Origin of the sequence: Micromonospora sp. NBS 11-29, from assembly GCF_002140155.1 — a bacterium.
Taxonomy (GTDB): domain Bacteria; phylum Actinomycetota; class Actinomycetes; order Mycobacteriales; family Micromonosporaceae; genus Micromonospora.
Genome location: NZ_NAPR01000004.1, coordinates 333,013 through 353,993, shown reverse-complemented (window position 1 = coordinate 353,993; position 20,981 = coordinate 333,013). Strand labels below are relative to the sequence as shown.

Below are 20,981 nucleotides of genomic sequence, written 5' to 3'. Positions count from 1 at the left end.
CTCACCGGTCGTCGCGGAGGAAGCGGAGTTCGACGCACAGCTCGTCGACGTCGTTCCCGTCCCCGTGCAACGCCCAGTACGCCCCGAGCAGCCCCGACGCCTCCACCCGGAGCGACTCGGTGTGCTCGGCCGCGATGGACTGGGTGCCGTGGGCCAGCACCGACTTGTTCCGCGCCCAGGTCCGGTCGCGTAGCTCGCGCAGTCGATCGGGGTCGACCAGCCCGGTGCGGCGGGCGAGTTCGTCGTCGAGCGAGGCGAGCAGGATGGCGGCGGCGAACAGGGTCAGCTTGTTGGGCGGGCCCGAGGAGGCGGGCGGGGCGAGCGATCGGGACACCTCGGTGTAGCGGGCCCGGACGGTGGCCGGGTCGCCGAGGAGGGACCAGTCGCAGTCGTCCGGGTCGAATTCGGGACAGCGGTGCCGCAGCCGGGTGGTCAGGCACGCCTCGACGGTGCGGTAGAACAGCAGCGCGGCGAAGTCGTGCCGGCCGAGCTGCTGGTAGTGCAGCCCGAGCACGTAGAAGCAGACCACGAACGCGGTGTCGTCTCCGGCCGCCAACCGGCGGGCGAAGGCGAGCTGCCGGTCGATCGTCGCGGCGGTGTCCGGGCGAAGGTGCCGGCGGCCCTGCCGCAGGCTCTGCTCCACCCCGGCGACCGCCGTCGGCAGCGCGGCCAGATCCAGGTCACACCAGGTGCGATACAACTCGGCGAGCGCGCGCATCAGCCGCGCCCGGCCGGGCACCGCGATCCGGTCGGCGATCTCGTCGTAGCGGCAACGGGCGGCCTCGAACGCGCCGGACCGGAACATCTCCAGCGCCCGGGCGAGTTCCTGCTCGCCGAAGAGCGTGGTCGGATTGTCCAGCGTGATGAGCCGGACCTCGCCGTGCCGAAGCTGCCGGGTCACCGGGTCGAACTGGTTCTCCACGTAGGTCAGCCCAAGGTTGAGCTGCCAGGCGGCCAGAGCCGCGGCGGCGCTCATCACCTTCCGGCCACCGGTGATGTCGATGACGGCGTGCCGCCCGTCCCGACCGTCCAGCTCGCGGGCGATCTGCTGGTACATGTCGAGCGGGTCGCTGGCGTCCACCGGCACATGCCGGAAGTCCTGGTGCCGCAGCCGGTCCGGGCCGACCAGCCGATGGCCGATCAGGTCCACGCTGTCCGTCGCGTCCCGCGAGGTGATCACGACCAGCCGGCTCGGCCGGAGCAACTCGTAGGTGAGGATCGTCGGGATGGCCGCGAAGCCACAGAGGCTGATCAGCACGTCGATCCGGCGTCGGGGCAGGTCACTGGCGGCCCGTGCCCGGGCGACCGCGTCGGCGAGCAGGTGGTCGAGATAGTAGGTGGTCGCCTGGAGCGCGGGGCTGCCGTCGGCGTACCGCTGCTCGCCGCGTTCGATGCGACGCATCGTCTCGACTCGTTCGTCGAAGGATTGCGCTTCGTCAAACGGCATACCCGACCCTAGCGAAAAGAGTCGCTCACGTTGGGACCCGACTCGCGGTGATCGGCGTCGAGGGTCGGCGGGCTCGTATTGTCGGTCCTCGTCGCTAGGGTGATGGCGTGGATCACGATGTGCGTGCCTTGCCGACTCCGCTGTCCGAAGCTCACGAGGTCGGCTTCGACTACCGGGACGGGGACGGCGTCGACTTCGAGCCCTACTCCCACTTCCTCGACTCGGGCGAGACCGCCGACTGGTGGCGGGCATGGACGGGAAACGCGGAGCTGGACGGGTCCGAGTTCCGGGTCTTCGGGCAGGACGGCACCGGGGGTCTTGCCGCCTTCTGGCTGGTGCGTCAGGGCGAGCCGATCGAGGAGCAGCCGGTGGTGTTCCTCGGTTCGGAGGGCGAGACGGGGGTCGTGGCGCAGAACCTCCGGGCCTACCTGTGGCTTCTCGCCGACGGCGTCGGTCCATGGGAGGCAACGGCATACCCGGATCGCGGACCTGAGACCCGAACGGATGCCCGCCTGGCCGAGATCGCCCGGCGCTGGGCACCGTCGGACCATAGGTCGGCTCAGGAGATCATCGCCGCGGCGCGGGACGAGTTCCCCGGCTTCGAGGAGTTGATCGGCTCGCTCTGTCGATAGCTTGCCCGATCGACCCGACCGGCCGGGCCCAGTGCGCGCCGGCCGGTCGGACCATTTCGAAGGGACGCTACGCCGCGCCGGGCGCGGCATCGAGGGTCACGTACCGGATCAGTACGTGTAATTCACGGTGAGCGAATAGGTCTTGCTGGGCTTGTACGGATAGGGCAGGACGAACGTCGTCGGTGCCTGGACGTAGACGGCGTACTGGAATGTGGTGCCGGCCGGGAATCCCTGGAACGCCGTGGTGGTGCCGCTGTAGGACTGTGCCGACCAGGACGGCGAGACGTACGCGCACTGGGTGCCGTTGGGCCCGGCGCAGAGATAGACCTGGTACGGGCTGGCCGGGTACGGCGGTGGGATGTACAGGAAGGTCCAGGCGAAGGAGACGCTGGTGATGGTCGCGCCGGCCGGGGTGCTGGGTGCGGTGAACGGGGTGCTGTAGTAGACGAAGTTGGTCTGGTAGATCGTCGGGTTGAGGGTGTTCTGCGTCTGGCTCCAGCTCGATGTGGCCGCGAGAGCCGGTGCCGCGGGCGCGGCGAGCGTCGCGGTGAGCCCCAGCGCGAGCGCCGCGCCGAGCATGGCCGGCCGGTGTACGCGCGCCAGGCGCCGGGCAATGGCGAGAAGTCTCATGATTCCCCTTGGGTCGAGACGTTGATTGAGGCGCCTCAATAATCAGATTAAGCGATGGAAAGATCGAAGACAATCAGATCTCGGACTTTGAATCGCTCGTCATAAATCCGGGTGAAGAAATGGTGAATGGGCGCGCCGGAATCGAATTCCGGCGCGCTCCCTTTTTCGATATCCCCTATGGGCGCTGCGGCTGGTAGACGACGGGACTGTTGAGCCGAGGGCGGCCCAGGCACCACGCGGCGGCGGGCCAGAGCACCAACGTCGACCGCGAGGTGCCGGTCGGCTCCTGGGGGAATACGAGGTCCAGCAGGTCGAGATCTTCGGCGGTGGGCTCCGTGCCCGGTCGGGGTATCCCGACCCGCGCCGCCGCGCCGGCCTGCCGCCGTATCCAGTCCAGCGATTCCTCCAGTAGTTGCCACCACCAACTGGTGTCGGCCGGTGGGCGTACCCGGGGCGGGTCGACGGACGCGGGCACCAGCGATCGCAGGTGCCGGTCGACGTTGATCGCGCGCTGGACGAGGATCAGGCCGCCGGGTTCGCCCGACGGCACCAGGGCCAGCGCCTCCACCAACTTGTCGCGGTACGCCTGATAGTGCTCGGCCGGACGGTACGGGTGCAGCCAGTCGTCTCGGTCCGGGGCGCTCCGGATCCGGCCGAGGCCGTCGGCGTGAGCGGCGATGGCGAGCACCCCGCGCACGGCCCTGGTCAGGCCGGCGTCGTCGATCCGGCTCAGCTCACCCTCCACCGCCTCCTCGACGGCATCGGGCAGCAGCGACGGCGGCTCCGCCTCGGGCGGCCAGCCGGCCTCCGCCGCCAGCAGCCGGTACGCCTGCGCGTGGTCGGCGGCCGGCGGCAGCCGCGTGTACCGCAGCCGCGCGGCGCGCTCGCCATGGACCGGCACCCGCTGGTCCGGCTCATCCGCCGGTGCCTCGGTCCGGGACGACGCGTCGTCCGGTGCCTTGGTCCCGGGCGGCTCGCCGCCCGGAGTCTCGGCTCCGCCCGGAGTCTCGGCTCCGCTCGCGGTCGGTCCATCGGCGCTGTCCGGCGCCGGCGACGGTGTCGCCGTGATCGTCACGTCGATCCGCAGCCGGATCTCGCCTTCGCCGGTCAGCACCCGTGCGGCGAGCCGGGCCAGCTCGACGAGCGGGTCCTTGGGGGCCGGCCCGGGGAGTGGTTGGACGTCGGCCATCAGTGCTCCCCGGTGAACGGGTCCCAGTCCGGGTTCCGGTCGGACACGCCCGGGTCGAACGCCAGCGTGCACACGAAGCCCGGTTTCGTCTCCATCGTCTCCAGGTTCTGCGCGGGTAGGTAGACCGGATATCCGGAGTGCACCCGCAGCTCGCCCCGCTCGTTCAGGATCGCCCAGAACGGCAGGTCGAGCGCTTCGCCGTCGTCGCGGGGGGCGGTCCGGGGTGGCTCCAACTCCCCGATCGGGACCGGTTTGCCGGTGTCGGAATCGGCCCAGAAGACGAAGCGTTCCGGCACCGGTCCGCCGTCCGGCGGGTCCGGCAGCGCGACCGGCGAGACCACGCCGGGAGTTGCCGTCCCGCCGGCGACGGAGGCCGGCCAACCCCACCCCGCGGACCCGTTCACCGAGCCGATCCACGAGGCGTCGCCGACCCGCGGCCCGTCCGTCGCCAGGTCCACGTCGAAGACCTGCTCGGCCGGCCCGCCGGCGAACACCTCGACCGGTGCCGGCGGTGCCTGGGCCGGCGCGGCGCCCACCGCCGCGACGGTGATCCGGGGCACCCGGGCCAGCCGCCCGTCGACCACGCAGTCGCGCAGCTCCGGATGGTCCAGCAGGGACACCGCGAAGCGGGAGTCCCGATCCCTTCCGGTGGTCGGGTGCAGCACCGGCCGGACGGCGGTGGCGGTGCCCCGGCAGAGGAAAATCCGGGGGACGAGCGACTGGTCGATCTCGATCTGGAACCAGACGTCGGCGGGAAGCCGCCCGCCGCCCCGGTGCCGGGCGTACTCGAAGCGGCCCCACTCCACCGAGCGGCCGGTCGGTCCCTGCTCGCCGAGCAGCCGGTGCAGTTGGATGTCGGGCACCAGCGGCCGCCACTCGCTGCGCAGGAAGAGCCGCCCGTCGGCGTGGGTCTTGTCGAACCGGCGTCCGCAGCGCAACCACGGCTGCGGCAGGCCGCCCAGCGCCGCCAGGCCGAAATCGGCCGGCAGCGTGAGCAGCAGGTTGTCGACCCGGTGCGTGAGGGTGTCCAACCCGGCATCGAGGTGACCCGCGTCGACCGAGCCGACCTGGCTGATGCCCCGGCCCCAGGCCGCCCCGATCGACGCGGCCTGCTTGGCGTACCGCTGCTCGACGGTGAGGGCCAGCGCGTCCCACTCGACCGCGCGACCGGCCCCCGATTCGGCCAACCGGCGTGACAACAGACCCGGCATCAGCGCGCGGACCAGGGGCATACCCGTGGTACGGCCGCACAGCGCGATCTCGTCGAGCCGCTGTCCGGGCTCCGCGTCGAGTGTGCGGACCACCAGGCCGGCGGCCAGGCCGGCGACGCTGTCCAGCAGCGGCCGCAGCAGCCTCTCGAAATGCTCCGGGTCGAGGACCACGTCGCGGGTCAGCGCGTCGAGCGTGGCCTTGACCGGGCCGTCCGGCAGGCCGTCGGCGATCGCCACCGCCGGCAGCGCGTACGGCTCGTTGGCCGAGAGGAAGTCGGTCTTGGCCTTCTCGGCGGCCCGCCACAGCGCGTCGAACTCCTGGGTACGCCGGGGGGCGCCGGAGCCCGAACCCGGTTCGGTGTGCGTGGGCAGCGCCTCACGCAGTTTCTCGCGGACCGCGTACGGCGCCGGCCCCGATCCCTCGGCCAGCAGCAACTGCCCGACCAGCGGGCCGGGCGCGTCGTCGGCGGGCTCGTCGGAGGCGTCCACGATCGCGGCCTTCAACAGGTAGAACAGCCGCAGGGTCAACAGGTCGCCGCCGAGCTGGCCGTGCCCGGTGGTGCCCAGCACCCGGGGCCGGAGGTGGTAGCGGCGTCCCCGGACGACGAGCGAACCCGCCGGCTCCGCCGGCCCGTCGGTGACGTCCACCAGCTCCACGGCGAGCATGGCGATGTCGGTGGTGCCGCCGCCGACGTCGACGACGAGCATGTTGCGGCGCCAGGTCGGCCGCTGCGCGTCGGCGACCGCGGTCGCGCTGGCACGGAAGGCCCGGATGCCCGCCCCCACGTCACCGCCGAAGCCGCGCATCACGAAGTACAACCCGGCGGCCACCGCCTCGTCGTACTCCAGGTGCACCCGGTGCACCGGAAGCCCGAGCGCGTCGGCGACGAAGCCGCCCAGTCGCTGCCGCACCGACGGCGGGGTGATCGTCGGGTACGTGACGGCGAGGTCATCCACCGGCCGCTCGGCGACGGCCCGGATGTCGGACAGCAGGGACTCGCGCTCGCCGGCGTGACCGACCGCCTCGTCGGCCCGGCGGACCAGCGCGGAGTACGCCAGCGCCAGCAGCAGCTCGCTGTCCGGCTGCCAACCCGCGGGGCAGGTCACCCCGGCCAGCTCCGGCACCGCTTCCCAGCGACCCAACCACCGTTTGACGCCCGGAAAGTACGCCGTCGTCCGGTCCCGTCCGGAGCCCAGCTCGTCGACGAGGTCGGTGCGGGTCAGCTCGTGCAGGTTGGTGGCCAGGACGCTGCGGATCTCCGCGTCGCGGAAGGCGGGCCGGCGCAGGCCGAGCGGCCAGAGCGAGGAGTTGCGCAGCGCCGGGGTGGCGTAGACGGCGTCCCAGAGCCGGTGCAGACCCGGGGCGTACCGGCGGGCCAGTTGCTCGTCCCGGGCCAGGGCCACGTCCAGCGCGTCGCAGGCCAGGTGCCGGACGAGCTTGTCGAACGCGGTGAACTCCCGTCCGCCCTGTTCCGCGTGCCGCCCCAACGCCTCGATCAGCCAGGCCACCGTGGGCGGGTCGGGAACCCGCCGGCTGTGCTCCTCGCCGAGATAGTCCCGCCGCTCGGCGAGCGTGTCGGCGACGGCGGCGGCGAGGTCCCGCTCGGCGAGCAGGTCCCGCAGGCCGGCCCGCGCCACCACTTCCTGGGCCGGATCCAGGCCGCGCGGTTCGAGATCGAGGTTCTCGAAGAGGGTGGCCGTCGACGACCAGGTGCCGAGGTCGATCGCGAGGGGCTTCAGCCGGCCCTTGCCGAGGTCGGCCCGCAGCGTGGTCAGCGGCTCCCGCCTGGCCGGCGGCATTCCGGTGTCGGTGGTGGCGCTCTCGGACGGGCTCATCGCTGCTCTCCCTTGCCGTGCTCGGTGCCGGGGTCCGGCCGCTGTGCGGAACCGCGCGGCCGTTCCCGGCGGGGCACGGACTGTTCCGCCTCGTTGAGCTGCTGTCGGACGAGGACGGCCAACTCGTCCAGCACGTCCTGCGACCGCTGGCGTACCTGGATCGTCAGGCTGGCGACCAGGTCCCGCCGCAGCCGGTACAGGTGCGCGGAGTCGGCCCGGTGCCCACCGGCCGCCACGGCGGGATGCCAGGCCAGCGCCCGGTTCTCGGCCAGCGGATAGCCGGCGGCGGGCAGTNGACGCGGAGCCGGCGGCGCAGCGGCTCGGCGCCGGCGGTGAGGAGCCGGGCCGCCGTCCGCAGCGCCGGGGTGGCGTACGCCGCCGTGGCCCAGTCCCGCACCGCCGTCGCCAGTTCCTGCTCCGCGTACCGGTCGAGCGCGTCGAGGACCTCCTGGTACGTGTCGACGAGCTGTCCCGTCGCGGTCAGCACGCGGGAGTCGTCCGCGTCCACCCGCAACTGCCCATCCGGCGCCCGCTCCAGGGTGTCCTCCCACCACGGCCAGAGCAGCACCAGGGTCGCCGCCTCGGCCTCGATCCGCTGGTCGAGCGTCATCCCGTCCTGGTCGGGCGTGCCCGCGAGCACCCGCAGGTCGATCAGCCGGCGGCGCAGGTCGTTGCCCGCGCGGGTGACCGCCCGTTCGAGGTCGGCCAGCAGCCGCGCCTCGTGCCGGTCCGGTGGGTCCTGGGCGGGCGGCGGGGCAACCTCCTGCCAGGCGGCCTCGACCGCGGCCCGCAGGGCGCGTGCCTCGGCCAGCCAGATCCGTAGCCCGTGCCCGCGGACGTGCCCGATGAGCAGTTCCCGGAGGTACGCGAGGCCGCCGTCCGGGCGGACGAATCCGGCCAGCGCCCGCGTCACCGGGTGCTGCGGTTCGGTCGCGGCCAGCGCGTCGGCCGTCGGCTGCCATCGCTGCGCGGCGAGGGCGGCGGTGCGTACCTCGTCGGCGATCGCGCCGGACGGCGGCGGCCAGCCCCGGTCGGCGGCGGCGGTGAGCGCGCTGGTCAGGGCGAGCCGTTCCAGCCGGCCGCCGGTGAGTTCGTGGGCCACCGACAGCAGAACGTGCAGATCCGCGGAGCGGCCGGTCAGCTCGGCGACGGTACGGGCCGGCGGCCCCGGCGGCGGCAGCACCGGGTCGAACCGGTTGGCCGCGACCAGTACCGAGTCCGCCAGCACGGAATCGGCGTGCCGTCCCTGCTTGAGGATGTCGAAGAAGGCCGTGACGTCGTCGCTGACCGGCGCCCGTCCGTTGAGGACGATCACGATGCTGGTGGTCGTCGGCACCTTGCGCTCGGCCAGGAACCGGTCCCGCAGGCTGCCGGAGTTGAGGCCGGGGAAGTCCAGCAGGTCCACCGGCGTACCGTCGAAGGGCAGCAGGCCGGGCGGCACCCGCAGCTCGATGGTGACCTCGTCGATCAGTGGCTGGGTGGCGGCGAGCATCGCCCCGGTCGGCGAGCCGGCCGGAAACGGCGGCTCGTACGAGGGCGCCGGAAACGTCCCGGGTACGTCCCGGGAGACGCCGATGGTGACCGCCTCGGTCAGCCGCGCGGCGTCGATGCCGATCGGGCTGCCCCCGGGCACCCTGGCCAGGAAGCCGGAGCCGACCTGCAACGCGTCGCGCAGCCGGCACAGCTCGGTGACCCAACCGCGCAGCGACCTGCTCAGGGTCGGGTCATGCCAGACCGGGGCGAAGTGGTCGGTCAGCGGCTGCCAGTCGGAGCGGTCCGGATCGGCCGGATCGATCGGTCGGTAGCCGCGCAGCGAGCGGCCCGGTCGGGCGGGGCTGCGGTCGTCCAGCTCGGCGATCCGGGCGACCATGGCGGCGGCGAGCTCGGCGACGTCGGCCGGGGTGAGGTACGTGACCGTGATACCGACGTGCGGCGGCTCCGGCCCGGCCGACTCGCGCACCTTGATCCGGGTCACGTTGCCGGTGGTCGGCTCGTTGGCCACCGGCAGCAGACCGGGCGCGTCGAGCAACAGGGACAGCAGCAGCGACTTGCCGGTGGTGTAGATCCCGGCGAAGCCGACCGAGATGTCGCGGTTGACGAACAGGCGCAGCTTGTCGGCGAGTGCCCGGGCCCGCTCCAGCCGGGGGACCAGGTGCGGAGCGCCCGGCCGCAACGCGGCCAGCTCCCGGACCGCCTGGTCCGCGTACCGGCGCAGCTCGGTTGTCTCCTCGTGTGGACCACTCATGATGCTCCTTCGGTCACGGTCCGGGTCGGCGCAGATGATCGGTGCGGGTGCGCAGGTAGTGGTCCAGGTCCTCGCGCTCCAGCCGGGCGCTGACCTCGGTGCGGTGGATGTCCAGGCCGATCGCCTCGTCGGCCTGCGCGCGGTCGCGGCGCTGGCCCAGCTCGGCGACGTACCGGTGGTGAGAGCCCTGGTCGCGCAGTCGGGCCTGGTACAGCGACCCGCCACCCACGAGCTTCATGCTCAGCGGCACCAGGTCGACGGCGAGCAGGATGGCCCGCAGCAGCCAGGGAATCCAGCGCACGGCCCGGTCATCCGGATTGGCGCGCTGGAACGCGCGGAACGCCCGCTCCTGCTCCAGCCAGCCCGGCGGTTCGTCCCGAAGCACGCCCGCCCGCCGGATCTCGTCCGAGTCGGCCACCAGCCGCCGGTAACCGGCCGACGCCGGATCGCTCAGGTCGCGCAGTCGCGTGCCGAGCTGGGCGATCTGGTCGCGCAGCGGCGGCACCTTCCGGTCGTGGATCCGGGTCGCGCTCCGGTACGCCGTCAGCGCCCGTTGGTAGTTCTTCCATTCCCGCTGGGCCAGCCGACCGTTGCCCGCGTTCGGCGACAGCGTGCCCCCGACCTCGCGGTCGTACCGGTCCCGGGCGGTGTCCACGTTGGTCTGCGCGGCCGCGACCGCGCGCTCGTAGCCACGCACCTGCTCGTTCAGCCGGTCGATGTTGCGCTGGGTGCCCGAGCGGCTGCTGGCCAGCACCGTGAGGACCGTCCGGTCGTACACGGTGGTCCGGTCGGCCTGGACCTGCTGGGTGATCTCGGGGCGGAAGATGATGAGCACGAGTGCCTCGCTGATCAGCAGCGCGACCGCCACGGCGAGCAGCACCCGCAGCAGGTACGCGGGAGCCCGCGTCACCCGCGACCAACGCCCGGAGTCGGCCGGGCCGTAGTGCGGGTCGACCAGGATGGACCGGTCGACCTGGAAGACCAGCAACCCCCAGAGCGCGGCGAACGGCAGTGTCCGCCGGTCGAAGTGCCCCATGATGATCGTGGCGAAGATGGTGAACGTGATGGCGGCCAGGATGCCGACCAGCACCACGAACAGGCCGATGCCGGCGGCTCGGTACGCCTCCACCCGGGTTCCGACGAGATCCCGGTCGAAGCCGCCACACCACAGCAGCACCCGGGTGGCAGGGCCCGACCGGAAGCGGTCCGGGACGGTTGCGGTCGGCCGGGGCGCGTGGCGCTGGCGGCGCCAGGGTCCTGCGAAGCGGAGTGGCATCGAACTCCTTCCGCGTCCGGCGCCCGTGCCCTGGTCTGGGCGGAACGGACGATGCTGCGCTCAGCGTCGGTCCCGACCACCCGGCCCTTTCCATCAAATGACGGGATCACCGGCACGGCCCCGGGTCAGCTATGCGACGGTCAGCCGACCCAGGTCAGCGCGGCCTGGCCGGTCACCGTCAGCAGGGCCAGCAGCAGCACCGCGACCGACGCCTGGAGGCTGCGATGCTTCCGCCAGTTGATCCGGCTCATCGTCACGAGCTGTCGGGAGAGCATCAGGCTCCGTTCGGTCGACGAGAGCCCGGCGAGCTGCTGGCCGAGTTCGCCCGCCTGCCACATCCGCAGATGCCCGAAGTACACGAGGTTTTCGTGGCGCTCCCGGCGGTGCCGGCGGGCGGAGCCCAGGTGCGGCAGGATGGCCAGCGTGGCCAGCGCGATGGCCAGCAGCAGCAGNCCGGGCCGCCGGCGGCTGGCGCCCCGAGCGCGGGCGCCAGGCCGATGAGAATGCCGCCCTCGATGGCCAGCAGCACCGACGCCTTCGTGTGCAACTGCGCCGCCCACGACTCCTGGGCCGCGTGGATCTGCCAGGCGAACTCCTCGGCCGTGTCCCGCTGGCTGGCCGCCCCACCGGGACGCGGGTCGGAGACGGGTGACCGCGAGCGTCGCCGGATCCATGGCCGCATGCGTACTCCTTCGGTCGACTCCAGCCGAGTGTGTGCGTCGCCGGCGCAGACGATTGCCCCAAATGACGGGATCCCCGGCCCGGTTGTGCGGGTCGCCGCCCGCCGATCACCTCATCTGAGGTATTCGCGGCTGGCGATACCCGATGTGCTGACGGGCGTCAGGGTCGTGGAAAGGGGCACACGATGCGGTTGTTGATCCCGCAGGGGCCACCGCAGCTCGCCGGGGACGGCGAACGGCCAGGGTTACGCCGGATGCTGCTGGGCACGCGCTGGTGCCTGCATCCGGACGGCCGGCTGCTCGTCGTTCCGCTGCCCGGACTGGCCCGGGACGACCTGTTTCCCCTTCCCGGACGGCACCGCCCGGCCGGTGGCGGCACGGAGTTCCAGGCGGCGATGGTGAGCCCGGACGGCTCGGCGCGCGCCGGACTGACCGGTCGGTTCGACCCGCACGGCGCGGGGCTGCTGTTGACGGCGTCCTACGCCATCCGCACCCGCACCCACGACGAGCGCACCTCGATCAGCCAGCCCGTACGCCCGGCCGGCCCCCACGAGTCGCCCGCCTTCGCGCCCATGGGTGGCCTCGACCTGCCGGCCGCACACGCGGTCACGCTCGCCGGCGCCACCGGAGGTGAGACGTTCGGGCCGCTGCCGGCGGAGTTGAACCTGCTGCCGGCAACCGGGCCGGAGCCCGTCGAGGTCGGCCTCGCCGGCCTGGTGCCCGGTGCGGTGGGCGACCTGACCTGGATCGCGTCGACTCCCGGCCTCACCGAGAGCGACACCGGACGGCTGCGGATGACGTTGAGCGGCGGAAACCTGCGGTGCGAGCTGTCCGCTCCGGCGGGTGCGCTCGCGGTGACCTGGATCGCGCCCATGGCCGTCCCGCCGGGGCTGCGGCTGGGCTGGGAGCCGCAGCCGCTGCCGGTCGCGGCCCGCTGGGCGCTGCTGGAGTTGCGGTTCGCCGCCGGTCGCGTCACCGGCGAGATCAGTGCGAGCGGCGCGTGGGACGACCACGTCGTCGACTACCGGGCCGAGCTGCGGGGCGAGCGGACAGCCCGGCCGGACGATCCAGCCGTGCTGTTCGAACGGGCATGGCGAACGCCACGGTTCGCCGGATGACGTCCGTCGTCCACTCCGTGGCTCCGGCCGTTCGGTCGCCGCGGATTCCACATCGGAGGGAATCGCCGTGGACAGCCGCGCCGATAGCATCACCGAAGGTGACCGGCCCGGTTGCCGGCCCCCTCGTATCGGACAGGTGTGTCCGGATGAGAATGTGGATGGACGACAGGTCGACGTGGCCCAGCAGCGGCCTGCTCGGCACGTTGAGCCCGGCGGAACGCGCCTCCCTGCTGCAACTCGGCCGCAGCCGTACGCACGAGCCGGGTGAGGTGCTGGTCAAGGAGGGCGAGTCCCACCGGGAGGTCTACGTCCTCCTGCACGGCTACGTCAAGGTGGTCAGCAACAGCCGCGACGGTCGTTCCGTCCTGCTGGCGATCCGGGGCCGGGGAGACCTGATCGGTGAGATCGCCGCCATGGACGACAAGCCCCGCACGGCCACCGGAATCGCCGCCACCACCATCGAGAGCCGGGTCATCGGCCATGCGGCCTTCGCCGCGTACCGGGCCGCCCACCCGGCCGCCGATCGGGCCATCCAGGGCTACCTGCTGCGCAAGCTGCGCCAGGCCACCAGTGTGCGCGGCGCGCTCAACGGCGCGCCGGTCAGCCAGCGCCTCGCCCAGGTGCTCTGCCACCTCGGCGTCAACCACGGCCGGCGGGTGGGCACCGCCACCGTGATCGACATCCCGCTCAGCCAGCGCGAGCTGGCCACCTTCATCGGGGCGGCCGAGCCGAGCGTGCAGCGGGCGCTGAGCCAGTTCCGCCGCACGGGGCTGGTCCTCACCCACTACCGGCGGATCGANGCCGATGACGAGCGCCGGTACGCCACGATGCCCGGTACCCGCCGTCGCGCTGGCGCGTACCCTGGCGTTGAGCTGGTCCGCCGGTCGGCCCCGAGCCACCTGGTCGACGGCGGGCGACGCGGGCGACCTGCGGTACTGGGACCCGAACCCGGACGGGACCCTGCGCTGCCGCCTCGACGGGCACTCGCTGACCGGCCGGTGGTGGCGGTGCGGCGACGGCCTCGTGGCCGTGACCGCGTACGGCGACGGCCAGAGCCTGGAGGGCTTCCTGACCGCCGGCCCGGCGCCGACGTCGACCCTGACCGCCCTGCTGCTCCGGCCGGGCCTCGACGGCCCCGTCCCGACCCATCTCGTGCTGCGGCTGCGCGGTGGACCGGTCGGCGCACCGAAGCCGGATCCCGATGAGCCGGAGCCCTGGCCCGAGGTCGCCGGCGGCTTCGACGACGCCCCCGGCCCGGCCGAGCCCGACGACACGCCCCCGGACCCGCGTGTCGACGCGGTGGACCGGCACCGGCGCTGGCTGGACCGGCCGGCGCTACCCGGCCGCTGGCTCGTGGTCGAGGACCCGGGCCCGGCGGGGGCCGACGTCGGCCGGGCCGACGACGCGGTGATCGACATCGGCGACCCGGCCACCCCGGCGTCCGTCCGCGACCCCGCGTGGTTCGACCCGCCCGGACTTTCGGGTCCGTCCCTCGTGCGGCTCGTCGGGAACACCGGCCTGGCCGTCGCCCTCGTCCCTGACCGGACGGCCGGGCCGGGCCCGATGCGTGGCGGCTGGCGTCCGGTGGTGCTGCGCCGCGCGACACCGGCGTCCGACGACCCGGCCGCGCTGCGGGCGCTCGCCCTCGATCGGTACGCCGCGGGCCGCCCCGAGCAGGCCGTGCCCCTGGCGAACACGGCCGTGTCGCTCTACCTGGCCCGGCTGGACGGCGACACGCCCTCGGCCGAGTCCGCCGCCGTCGATCTGGCCCTACTGGTGCACAGCCAGATCGTCGGGGCGTTCGCGCTGCGCGACTACCCGGCGCTGCTGGACGGGCTGTCCCTCGCGGTACGCCTCACCCGGCGGCACGCCGGCAGCCCGCCCGCGCTCACCCTGCTGCGACGCCTCGTGGTGGACACCGCCGACCTGCTGCGGGACCAGGCGGCCCTCCTGCGCGCGGCCGCCGGCCGGATCATCCCGGACGCCGCCGCCGGTCATGCCGGTGCCGACGCCACCGCCGGTTATGCCGGTGCCGACGCCGCTGCCGGTCATGCCGGTGCCGACGCCGCTGCCGACTGCGCGGCCCGACTCCGGCGACTCGTCGCCGCCGCCGTGCAGGCGCCGCCGGACGATCCCGACGCGGTCGCCTCCGCCACCGCGGCGTGCCGCGCCGCGCTCGACCGGACCGCACGGGAGCTGCGCCGGCTCGCCGCCGCCGAGGCGGCGGACGCGCAGCCGCTCACCACGCTGCTCACCGGCACCGCTGAGCTGGCCGCGTCCCGGTCGGACGCGCTGCGGCGGGCGGACGTGGGCCGGGCCACCGCCGCCAGCCGGCGGGCCAGTCGCGCCTCGGCCTCCCCGCTTCCCGGGTACGTCGAACGGTGGCGGGCCCTGCTGGACCGGGACTGGGACAGGATATTCGCCGCCGAACAGGCGGTCGGGTTCTTCGCCCGGCTGGTGGAGTTGCTGACCGACCTCGGCGACGGATGGGCGGCGCTGGTCGCGAGCGAGCAGAGCCGCGCCCGCGCGTTCGCGGACCTGCTGCGCACCGACGTGCCGGGCCGGCCGGCCGGGTCAGCGCTGGACGCTCCGGCGCTGGCCGCGATCCTGCGGGCGCACGGCCACAGCGTGGTGGAGTACTTCCTGCACGACTGCCGGCTGACGGTGTGGACCGTGCGGGCCGACGGGACGCCCGTGACCGCCGTCCGGGTGGTCGACCCGGACGCGCTGACCGGCGAGATCGACCGGCTGCACGCTCTCGCCGAGCATCCGGCGATCCAGACCGGGCAGCGGCACGAGCTGACCGCCCTGCTGACCCGCCTCGGCACGCTGCTCTGGGCTCCGGTCGCCGCCGACCTGCTGCCCGACGATCCCGACGAGCCGGTCACCGTCGTACCCCACGGGGTGCTGCTGCGGGTGCCGTTCCCCGCGCTGATCATGCCGGACGGCCGCCCGCTCGCCACCCGGCACGCGATCGAACTGCTCCCCGGCCTGGCCGTGCTGCCCGGGCTGCGCACCCGCGTCCGACACGACCGGCCGGTCCGGCTGGCGGCCCTGGTCAACCCGCAACCCATGCCGCCGCACCCCACCCGGGGGATCGCCTTCCCGGCCCTCTACGGCACCGAACGCGACTTCGGCGCCATCGCCCGGCAGTACCCCGGCGGTGCCCGGATCGTCCGGGGCGCCGAGGCGAACCTGGCCGCGCTCGCCGACCTCGCCCGGGACGCCGATGTGCTCTACCTGGCCACCCACGCGGACGCGGCCCTGGTGGAGCTGCCGGCGGATCCGGCCGCGGTGGACCGGGAGGCGGCCTCGCTGCCCTTCTTCGTCGTGGCCCGCACCGCCGATCACGACGGGATCGTCGACATGGAAGCCGTGCTACGGCTGCGCCCGGACGCCGACCTGGTGGTGCTGGCCTGCTGCCGGGGCGGGCGCGGCGCGGTCGCGGCCGACGGGGTGATCGGCCTGGCCCGGGCCTTCCTGGTGAGCGGACCCACCGCTCTGCTGACCGCACTGTGCGAGGTGGGAGAGGAGACCAGCATGCGATTCCTGTACGAGTTCCACCGGGAGTGGCTGGGCGCCGGCCGGTCCGTGCCGGCCGCCGTCCGTCGGGCCCAGGTGTGCCTGATGACGGAGGAGCCCACCGCTCCCGAGCTGTGGTTGGGCTTCGTCCTGTTCGGAGCGCACCGGTGACCGCGCCCCGCCCCGACGGGGAGACGGCCGAGCCCGTACGGCAGGACCTGGTCGAGTTCGAGCAGATGCTGGGCGGCGACACGATCCGGGCGGTGCCGCAGGGCACCGTGGAGTTCGGCCGGCCGTTGGCGTACGAAATCGGGCTGGAATGTTTCCCGCCCGGCTTCCGGGCGCTGAGCGACGCCGGAGACTGGCGTTACGTACGGGTGGTGCTGCCCGTCACGATCGGCCTGCTGCCCGGCCGGCGCGAGCTGACCGGAATGACCGTCCGGCTTCGCCGGGCCGCCCCCGAGGCGCTGGCCCTGGACCTGGAGCCGCCCCGCCGGGTCGGTGCCGACGGCCTGCCGGCGGTGCTCGGCTCGCGGCCGTTCGGGGTGACCCCACCGCCGCCGCCGGACGGGGCGGCGCTGGACCCGGGGGTCGCCGTGGAGGTGAGCGGTCACGGCGGCGACTCGCTGGGCTGGACACTGCGCGACGCCACCGGCGGAACGCTGCCCGCCGGCACGTACGTCCTCGGCGCGGTGCTGCGGTTGCCACCCTCGGCGACGGTCCTCTCCGGCGAGCTGTCCGCCAGCACGTCGATGCGGCGGCCGTACCTGGACGCGTTCCGGCTCAGCCGGCCCCGAACCCGGCACCCCGAGCCGTTCGCCGTGCCCATCGCCGTACGCGAGCGGGACCGTCCTGCGGTCGAGGCGCGTGAACCGGCGCCGGACGAGACGCCGGAGGGAACCGGCAGCCGCCGGCTGTGCGTCGCGGCCGACACGGAGTCGTACAGCAGCCGGGACGTGCGCGGCCAGTTGGACGTGCAACGGCGGTTCGTCGAGGTCCTGGAAACCGCCACCAGGAACGCCGGCCTGGACCGGAACCTCTGGACGACGCAGCCGCAGGGCGACGGCGAACTCGCCCTGCTGCCACTCGGTCTTGACGAGCCCCGGGCCGTGGCCGACCTGCTGCGGGAACTGGCCGTGGCGCTGCGGCACCTCAACCGAGGGCTGGTCCCGCAGGCGCGGCTGCGGCTGCGGGTGGCCGTGCACACCGGCATGGTCTACCCCGGCCGCAACGGCTTCGCCGGCTCCGCCGTGGTGCAGGTGTGCCGGCTGCGGGACAGCGACGACCTGCGCCGTACGCTGCGCGAGGCGGCCTCGGCGGACCTGGGGGCCGCGCTGTCCGAGCCGATCTACGAGGAGCTGCGGCAGTTTCCGTCCGGCCTGGCCCTGGACCGGTTCGTCCGGGTGAGCCTGGACATTCCGGAGAAGGGATTCCGGGCCGTGACGTGGCTGGGCCCGGTCGAGGCGGACTGATCACGGTGCGGTCGGCGGCCGGAGGGTNCCACCAGGCTAGACTAATCCCTTAGCTAAGCGAGGAGGTCGCGTCATGTCGGGTGAGGCCGTGCACTACAACATGCACGATGCCAAGACGCATCTGTCGCGCATCATCGAGCGGGTGGAACACGGCGAGGAGATCATCATCGACCGGGCGGGCACCCCGGTGGCGAAGGTCGTACCACTGGTCCGGCGGGCCAACCGCACCGCAATCGGCTCCCTCGCCGGCCAACTGGACCTCTCCGGCGACTGGGACTCACCACAGACCAACGCCGAGATCGCCGACGACTTCGGCATAGGCGCATGAACCTGCTGCTGGACACGCACGTCGTGCTCTGGGCGATCACCGGCGACGCGACCCTCGGCACCGAATTGCTCGACCGACTACGCCACGAGCCGGACATCTTTCTCTCCCCGGTCACACTGTGGGAGATCACAATCAAACAGGGCACCGGGAAACTCGGCGGTCCCCCTGATCTCGCAGAGCGGGTAAGAGACATGGGCTTCCGGGAACTCCCGGTGACCCACGCCCACGCCATCGTCGCCGGCCGACTGCCACCGCATCACCGCGATCCCTTCGACCGCATGCTGGTGGCACAGGCAATCACCGAAGGGCTGACCCTCGCTTCCCGCGACGCGTCAATAGCGCTGTACGACGTGGACGTCCTCAAGGTGTGATCGGACAACTCGATCGCCGAGCGGTTCGCGAATGTTCGAGGACGCGATGGACGCCCTCGGCCCGCAGGTTCGCGGGATCCGCGGGACCTGGAACAGGGGCACCAGAACGCTCGCCGACGCAAAGGTGATCTTCTCTTGAGAGATTATGCGGGCGATATGACGGCTGTTCTGCGCGGCAAAGCGGCCGATGGTCAGAGCGCGGCGGAGATCACCGGCTGGCTGCAACGACAGCTCCCACCGAACTCGAACTTCTTCATGCTGGCTACGTTGCTGTCCGCCGCATTCGGCATCCCGGTCGGGGTTCTGCGGGACGTAGAAAACTGGGCAGGACTCGGCGGGCACGGAACGATGAACGATGAACAGCTAGAACAGCTCATCGGGCCGTACCTCCGCGACTGATTGCGCGACGGCGGTCGAACCCAGGTTGTGTGGTTTGGCCGCCGTCTCGCTAATACTCCAGCAGGAGATCCGTTTCAGGGTTCGGTGAGGGCTTGTCGGGCGTAGTGGCTGATCTCGGCTTCGGCTTGGTGTTGGCGTCGGAAGACCGACCAGGCGATGACGTCGCCGACGCGTCGGGCGGGTTCGATGACCAGGGCGTGGAACAGCCGTCGGAGTTCGTTGACGGTGATCGGGATCAGGCCGTCCGGGCTGGCGGTGTGGGCCGCTGCGGCGGCGGCGAGGAACGCGTGAGCGGCGATGACGAGAGTGGTCCAGCGGTGCCAGGCCCGCCAGCGGCGGTGTTGGTGCTGGTCCAGCGTGCCATGTCCGACTCCGACTACTACCTCACCGGCCTGCTCACCTGTCCCCACTGCGGACAGCGCTACATCGGCACATCCGCCAACGGCCGCACCCGCTACGGCAAACACGCCACCTGCCCGGCACCCCGACTCCCTGCCGACGACCTCGACCGGCTGGTCCTGCAAGCCCTCTACGACTTCTACACCACCGCCGAACCCGTCCTGACCGCCATGATCGAGCGCGCCCAAACCCAACGCGACACCGCCGGCGACGACCAACGCGCCGAACTCACCGCCCTGGCCCACCAGATCACCACTACAGAAGCCGCCATCGCCCGCTACCACACCGCCTTCGAGAACGGCACCATGGACGACACCACCGCCGGACCCCGGATCCGCGAACTCCGCCAACGCCTGGCCCAACTCCACACCCGGCACGCCGAACTCGACGCCGGCCCCGCCACCCCAGCCCGCGCCGCCCGACCCCGGCACCATCACCATGATCCGCGACCACCTCGCCACGATCATGACCAGCGGCACCGACGCCGAACGCAAGGCCGCCGTCGAAGCCCTCATCGCGGAAGTCCGACTCACCGACCAGGGAATCATCCCCCGTCTTCAAGATCCCCACGGACACGATGGTGCCCCCGCCCAACCCGGACTGGGGCACCCACAATCAACCACCGGTTCGCACAATGGTGCGGTCGGTGGGCCGCCAGGGACTCGAACCCTGAACCTATGGATTAAAAGTCCACAGCTCTGCCATTGAGCTAGCGGCCCGCCCGCCCAGGTTACCGGAACCTCCCCGCCCCGGGCTTCCGGCTTCCACCGCCCCGTCGATCTTCGCCCGAGCCGGTCCCGGCCGGGGCGCGTGCAGGCGTGAACGCCAACCGTCGGGGAAGGGGAGCGGGCATGAGAACGACCAGCACCGCCGCCGTCGCGGCGTCCAGCGAGGTTCCCGGCGACGACGGCGTACGCCGGCCCGGGGGCGAGGTGCACGCCTGGCTGCCGGGCCGGAACCAGACCCTGTGCGGGCTCCAGCTCAGCCGCACCCGGTTGCGCCGCTTCCCGCACGTACCGTTCGACTACTCGGGCACGGACGTACTCACCGGGGCCGACCCGGAGGGCTGGCTCTGCCCGCGCTGCCTGGCCGCCACCGGGGGCCGCCGCGCCGGAGAGAAGGGCTGGGCGCGCACGAACCCCCGCCCGTGAGCGGTTGCTGTGCCGTCCAGCGGGTACCGCATCAGGTATGCGCATCGTGATCATGGGGGCGACCGGCAACGTGGGGACGGCCGTACTGCGCCGGTTGCGGCAGGAAACCGGCGCGGAGCTGGTCGGGGTGGCCCGCCGGCTGCCCGGTCCGGACGCCGGTGAGCCGTACGACGACGTGGACTGGCACTCCTGCGACGTCGGGGCGCCCGGCGCGGCCGACCGGCTGGCCGGGATCTTCGCCGGTGCGCGGGCGGTCGTGCACCTGGCCTGGCAGATCCAGCCCAGCCACGACCGGCGCACGCTCTACCGGACCAACGTCGCCGGCAGCCGCGCGGTGATCGAGGCCACCGTCCGGGCCGGCGTTCCCGCCCTGGTGTACGCCTCATCCGTCGGCACCTACGCGCCCGGCCCGAAGGACCACCCGGTCAGCGAGAGCTGGCCGGCGACCGGAGTGGAGACATCCTCGTACAGCCGGGACAAGGCGGAGGTCGAGGCGCTGCTGGACAGTGTGGAGCGGGAGCACCCGGCGCTGCGGGTGGTCCGCCTGCGGCCGGGGTTGATCTTCCAGCGGGCGGCCGGTACGGAGATCAGCCGCTACTTCCTCGGCCCGCTGGTGCCGGTGCGGCTGCTCCGGTACGGCCGGATCCCGCTGGTGCCGTCGCACAAGCGACTGCGGATGCAGGCGGTGCACGCCGACGACGTGGCCGACGCGTACGCCCGAGCGGTCGTGGGGGACGCGCGCGGCGCGTTCAACGTGGCGACCGACCCGGTGCTGACGCCGGCGTTGGTGGCGCGGCACTTCCACGGCTGGACCGTGCCGGTGGCGGTGCCGGTGCTGCGCGCCGCCGCGGCGCTGACCTGGCGGGCCCGGCTGCAACCGGTCGACACCGGCTGGGTCGACCTGGCGTTGAACGTCCCGCTGATGTCCACCGAGAGAGCCGAGACGGACCTCGGCTGGACCCCCAGGATCGACACGGTGACCGCCCTGAAGGACCTCATCGCCGGCATGTCCACGAGGGCAGGCACAGGTTCCCCGCCCCTCTCCCCGGACCCGACCCTCCCCGGCCGCCCCGCC

17 protein-coding genes, 1 tRNA gene and 1 pseudogene are annotated in these 20,981 nt (G+C 72.9%); 11 read left to right on the top strand and 8 right to left on the bottom strand.

Annotation, left to right across the window (positions count from 1 at the left end; all coding sequences use genetic code 11):
• Position 1: 1 nt before the first annotated feature.
• Complete coding sequence (locus B1205_RS05705) at positions 2-1,402, bottom strand: TIGR02710 family CRISPR-associated CARF protein (protein WP_176308437.1); 1,401 nt, start codon at positions 1,400-1,402, stop codon at positions 2-4.
• 152 nt (positions 1,403-1,554) lie between these two features.
• Here B1205_RS05705 and B1205_RS05700 point away from each other — a divergent pair, with 152 nt between their 5' ends.
• Positions 1,555-2,079, top strand: a complete 525-nt coding sequence (locus tag B1205_RS05700) for an SMI1/KNR4 family protein (RefSeq protein WP_089154648.1) — start codon at positions 1,555-1,557, stop codon at positions 2,077-2,079.
• A 108-nt stretch (positions 2,080-2,187) separates the two neighbouring features.
• On the opposite strand, the gene B1205_RS05695 is transcribed toward B1205_RS05700, so the two are convergent.
• The 6 genes from B1205_RS05695 to B1205_RS30955 all read right to left on the bottom strand — a co-directional run bounded on the left by B1205_RS05695 (position 2,188) and on the right by B1205_RS30955 (position 11,140).
• Positions 2,188-2,709, bottom strand: coding sequence for a flagellar protein FlhE (locus B1205_RS05695; RefSeq protein WP_140157985.1), 522 nt, complete (start codon positions 2,707-2,709; stop codon positions 2,188-2,190).
• Positions 2,710-2,884: 175 nt separating this feature from the next.
• Positions 2,885-3,898, bottom strand: coding sequence for a hypothetical protein (locus B1205_RS05690; RefSeq protein WP_089154646.1), 1,014 nt, complete (start codon positions 3,896-3,898; stop codon positions 2,885-2,887).
• Positions 3,898-6,945 carry a hypothetical protein gene (locus B1205_RS05685; RefSeq protein WP_089154645.1) on the bottom strand — a complete coding sequence of 1,016 codons (3,048 nt, stop codon included), beginning with the start codon at positions 6,943-6,945 and terminating at the stop codon, positions 3,898-3,900. The genes B1205_RS05690 and B1205_RS05685 overlap by 1 nt, the downstream gene beginning before the upstream one ends.
• On the bottom strand, positions 6,942-7,181 hold the full coding sequence (locus tag B1205_RS05680; protein WP_089154644.1) for a hypothetical protein: 240 nt from the start codon (positions 7,179-7,181) through the stop codon (positions 6,942-6,944). Before B1205_RS05680 ends, B1205_RS05685 begins: the two co-directional genes overlap by 4 nt.
• 2,022 nt (positions 7,182-9,203) lie before the next feature.
• Positions 9,204-10,319 carry a DUF4407 domain-containing protein gene (locus B1205_RS05670; RefSeq protein ID WP_176308436.1) on the bottom strand — a complete coding sequence of 372 codons (1,116 nt, stop codon included), beginning with the start codon at positions 10,317-10,319 and terminating at the stop codon, positions 9,204-9,206.
• A 287-nt stretch (positions 10,320-10,606) separates the two neighbouring features.
• Positions 10,607-11,140 (bottom strand): Pycsar system effector family protein, encoded by a 534-nt coding sequence (locus B1205_RS30955; protein ID WP_254909739.1) that lies wholly within the window; start codon positions 11,138-11,140, stop codon positions 10,607-10,609.
• 191 nt (positions 11,141-11,331) lie between these two features.
• Between B1205_RS30955 and B1205_RS05660 the strand changes: the two genes are divergently transcribed.
• From B1205_RS05660 to B1205_RS32860, 8 genes and pseudogenes are all read left to right on the top strand, one after another.
• A complete protein-coding gene (locus B1205_RS05660; protein WP_140157984.1) occupies positions 11,332-12,264 on the top strand; it encodes a hypothetical protein in 933 nt (310 codons plus the stop codon).
• Positions 12,237-13,061: pseudogene (locus tag B1205_RS33275) on the top strand (Crp/Fnr family transcriptional regulator); the annotation flags it as partial. The gene B1205_RS05660 and the pseudogene B1205_RS33275, both read left to right, overlap by 28 nt.
• 232 nt (positions 13,062-13,293) lie before the next feature.
• Complete coding sequence (locus B1205_RS30950; protein WP_140157983.1) at positions 13,294-15,957, top strand: CHAT domain-containing protein; 2,664 nt, start codon at positions 13,294-13,296, stop codon at positions 15,955-15,957.
• A complete protein-coding gene (locus B1205_RS05645) occupies positions 15,954-17,258 on the top strand; it encodes a hypothetical protein (protein WP_089154638.1) in 1,305 nt (434 codons plus the stop codon). The genes B1205_RS30950 and B1205_RS05645 overlap by 4 nt, the downstream gene beginning before the upstream one ends.
• 73 nt (positions 17,259-17,331) lie before the next feature.
• A complete protein-coding gene (locus tag B1205_RS05640; protein ID WP_089154637.1) occupies positions 17,332-17,586 on the top strand; it encodes a type II toxin-antitoxin system Phd/YefM family antitoxin in 255 nt (84 codons plus the stop codon).
• A complete protein-coding gene (locus B1205_RS05635; RefSeq protein WP_089154636.1) occupies positions 17,583-17,957 on the top strand; it encodes a type II toxin-antitoxin system VapC family toxin in 375 nt (124 codons plus the stop codon). The genes B1205_RS05640 and B1205_RS05635 overlap by 4 nt, the downstream gene beginning before the upstream one ends.
• A 156-nt stretch (positions 17,958-18,113) precedes the next feature.
• Entirely contained in the window at positions 18,114-18,356 is a 243-nt protein-coding gene (locus B1205_RS05630) for a hypothetical protein (RefSeq protein WP_089154635.1), read from the top strand.
• Between the two features lie 362 nt (positions 18,357-18,718).
• The gene (locus B1205_RS32860; protein WP_369597260.1) at positions 18,719-19,441 is read left to right on the top strand and encodes a zinc ribbon domain-containing protein; all 723 of its coding nucleotides are present in this window, start codon (positions 18,719-18,721) and stop codon (positions 19,439-19,441) included.
• Here the strand turns inward: B1205_RS32860 and B1205_RS05615 are convergent.
• A tRNA-Lys gene (locus tag B1205_RS05615) sits at positions 19,403-19,474 on the bottom strand. The genes B1205_RS32860 and B1205_RS05615 overlap by 39 nt on opposite strands.
• A gap of 132 nt (positions 19,475-19,606) precedes the next feature.
• Here B1205_RS05615 and B1205_RS05610 point away from each other — a divergent pair.
• Together B1205_RS05610 and B1205_RS05605 are read left to right on the top strand one after the other, a co-directional pair.
• Positions 19,607-19,906: a hypothetical protein gene (locus tag B1205_RS05610; protein WP_089154634.1), complete on the top strand. Its 300-nt coding sequence runs from the start codon at positions 19,607-19,609 to the stop codon at positions 19,904-19,906.
• Positions 19,907-19,943: 37 nt separating this feature from the next.
• A partial coding sequence (locus B1205_RS05605) for an NAD-dependent epimerase/dehydratase family protein (protein ID WP_089154945.1) occupies positions 19,944-20,981 on the top strand: 1,038 nt, incomplete at its 3' end.

Bases quoted from the DNA above. Each gene is read 5' to 3' on its own strand.
- B1205_RS05705 (WP_176308437.1), bottom strand. From the start codon at position 1,402: ATGCGTCGCATCGAACGCGGCGAGCAGCGGTACGCCGACGGCAGCCCC.
- B1205_RS05695 (WP_140157985.1), bottom strand. From the start codon at position 2,709: ATGAGACTTCTCGCCATTGCCCGGCGCCTGGCGCGCGTACACCGGCCG.
- B1205_RS05690 (WP_089154646.1), bottom strand. From the start codon at position 3,898: ATGGCCGACGTCCAACCACTCCCCGGGCCGGCCCCCAAGGACCCGCTC.
- B1205_RS05685 (WP_089154645.1), bottom strand. From the start codon at position 6,945: ATGAGCCCGTCCGAGAGCGCCACCACCGACACCGGAATGCCGCCGGCC.
- B1205_RS05660 (WP_140157984.1), top strand. From the start codon at position 11,332: ATGCGGTTGTTGATCCCGCAGGGGCCACCGCAGCTCGCCGGGGACGGC.
- B1205_RS05640 (WP_089154637.1), top strand. From the start codon at position 17,332: ATGTCGGGTGAGGCCGTGCACTACAACATGCACGATGCCAAGACGCAT.
- B1205_RS05635 (WP_089154636.1), top strand. From the start codon at position 17,583: ATGAACCTGCTGCTGGACACGCACGTCGTGCTCTGGGCGATCACCGGC.
- B1205_RS05630 (WP_089154635.1), top strand. From the start codon at position 18,114: ATGACGGCTGTTCTGCGCGGCAAAGCGGCCGATGGTCAGAGCGCGGCG.
- B1205_RS32860 (WP_369597260.1), top strand. From the start codon at position 18,719: ATGTCCGACTCCGACTACTACCTCACCGGCCTGCTCACCTGTCCCCAC.
- B1205_RS05610 (WP_089154634.1), top strand. From the start codon at position 19,607: ATGAGAACGACCAGCACCGCCGCCGTCGCGGCGTCCAGCGAGGTTCCC.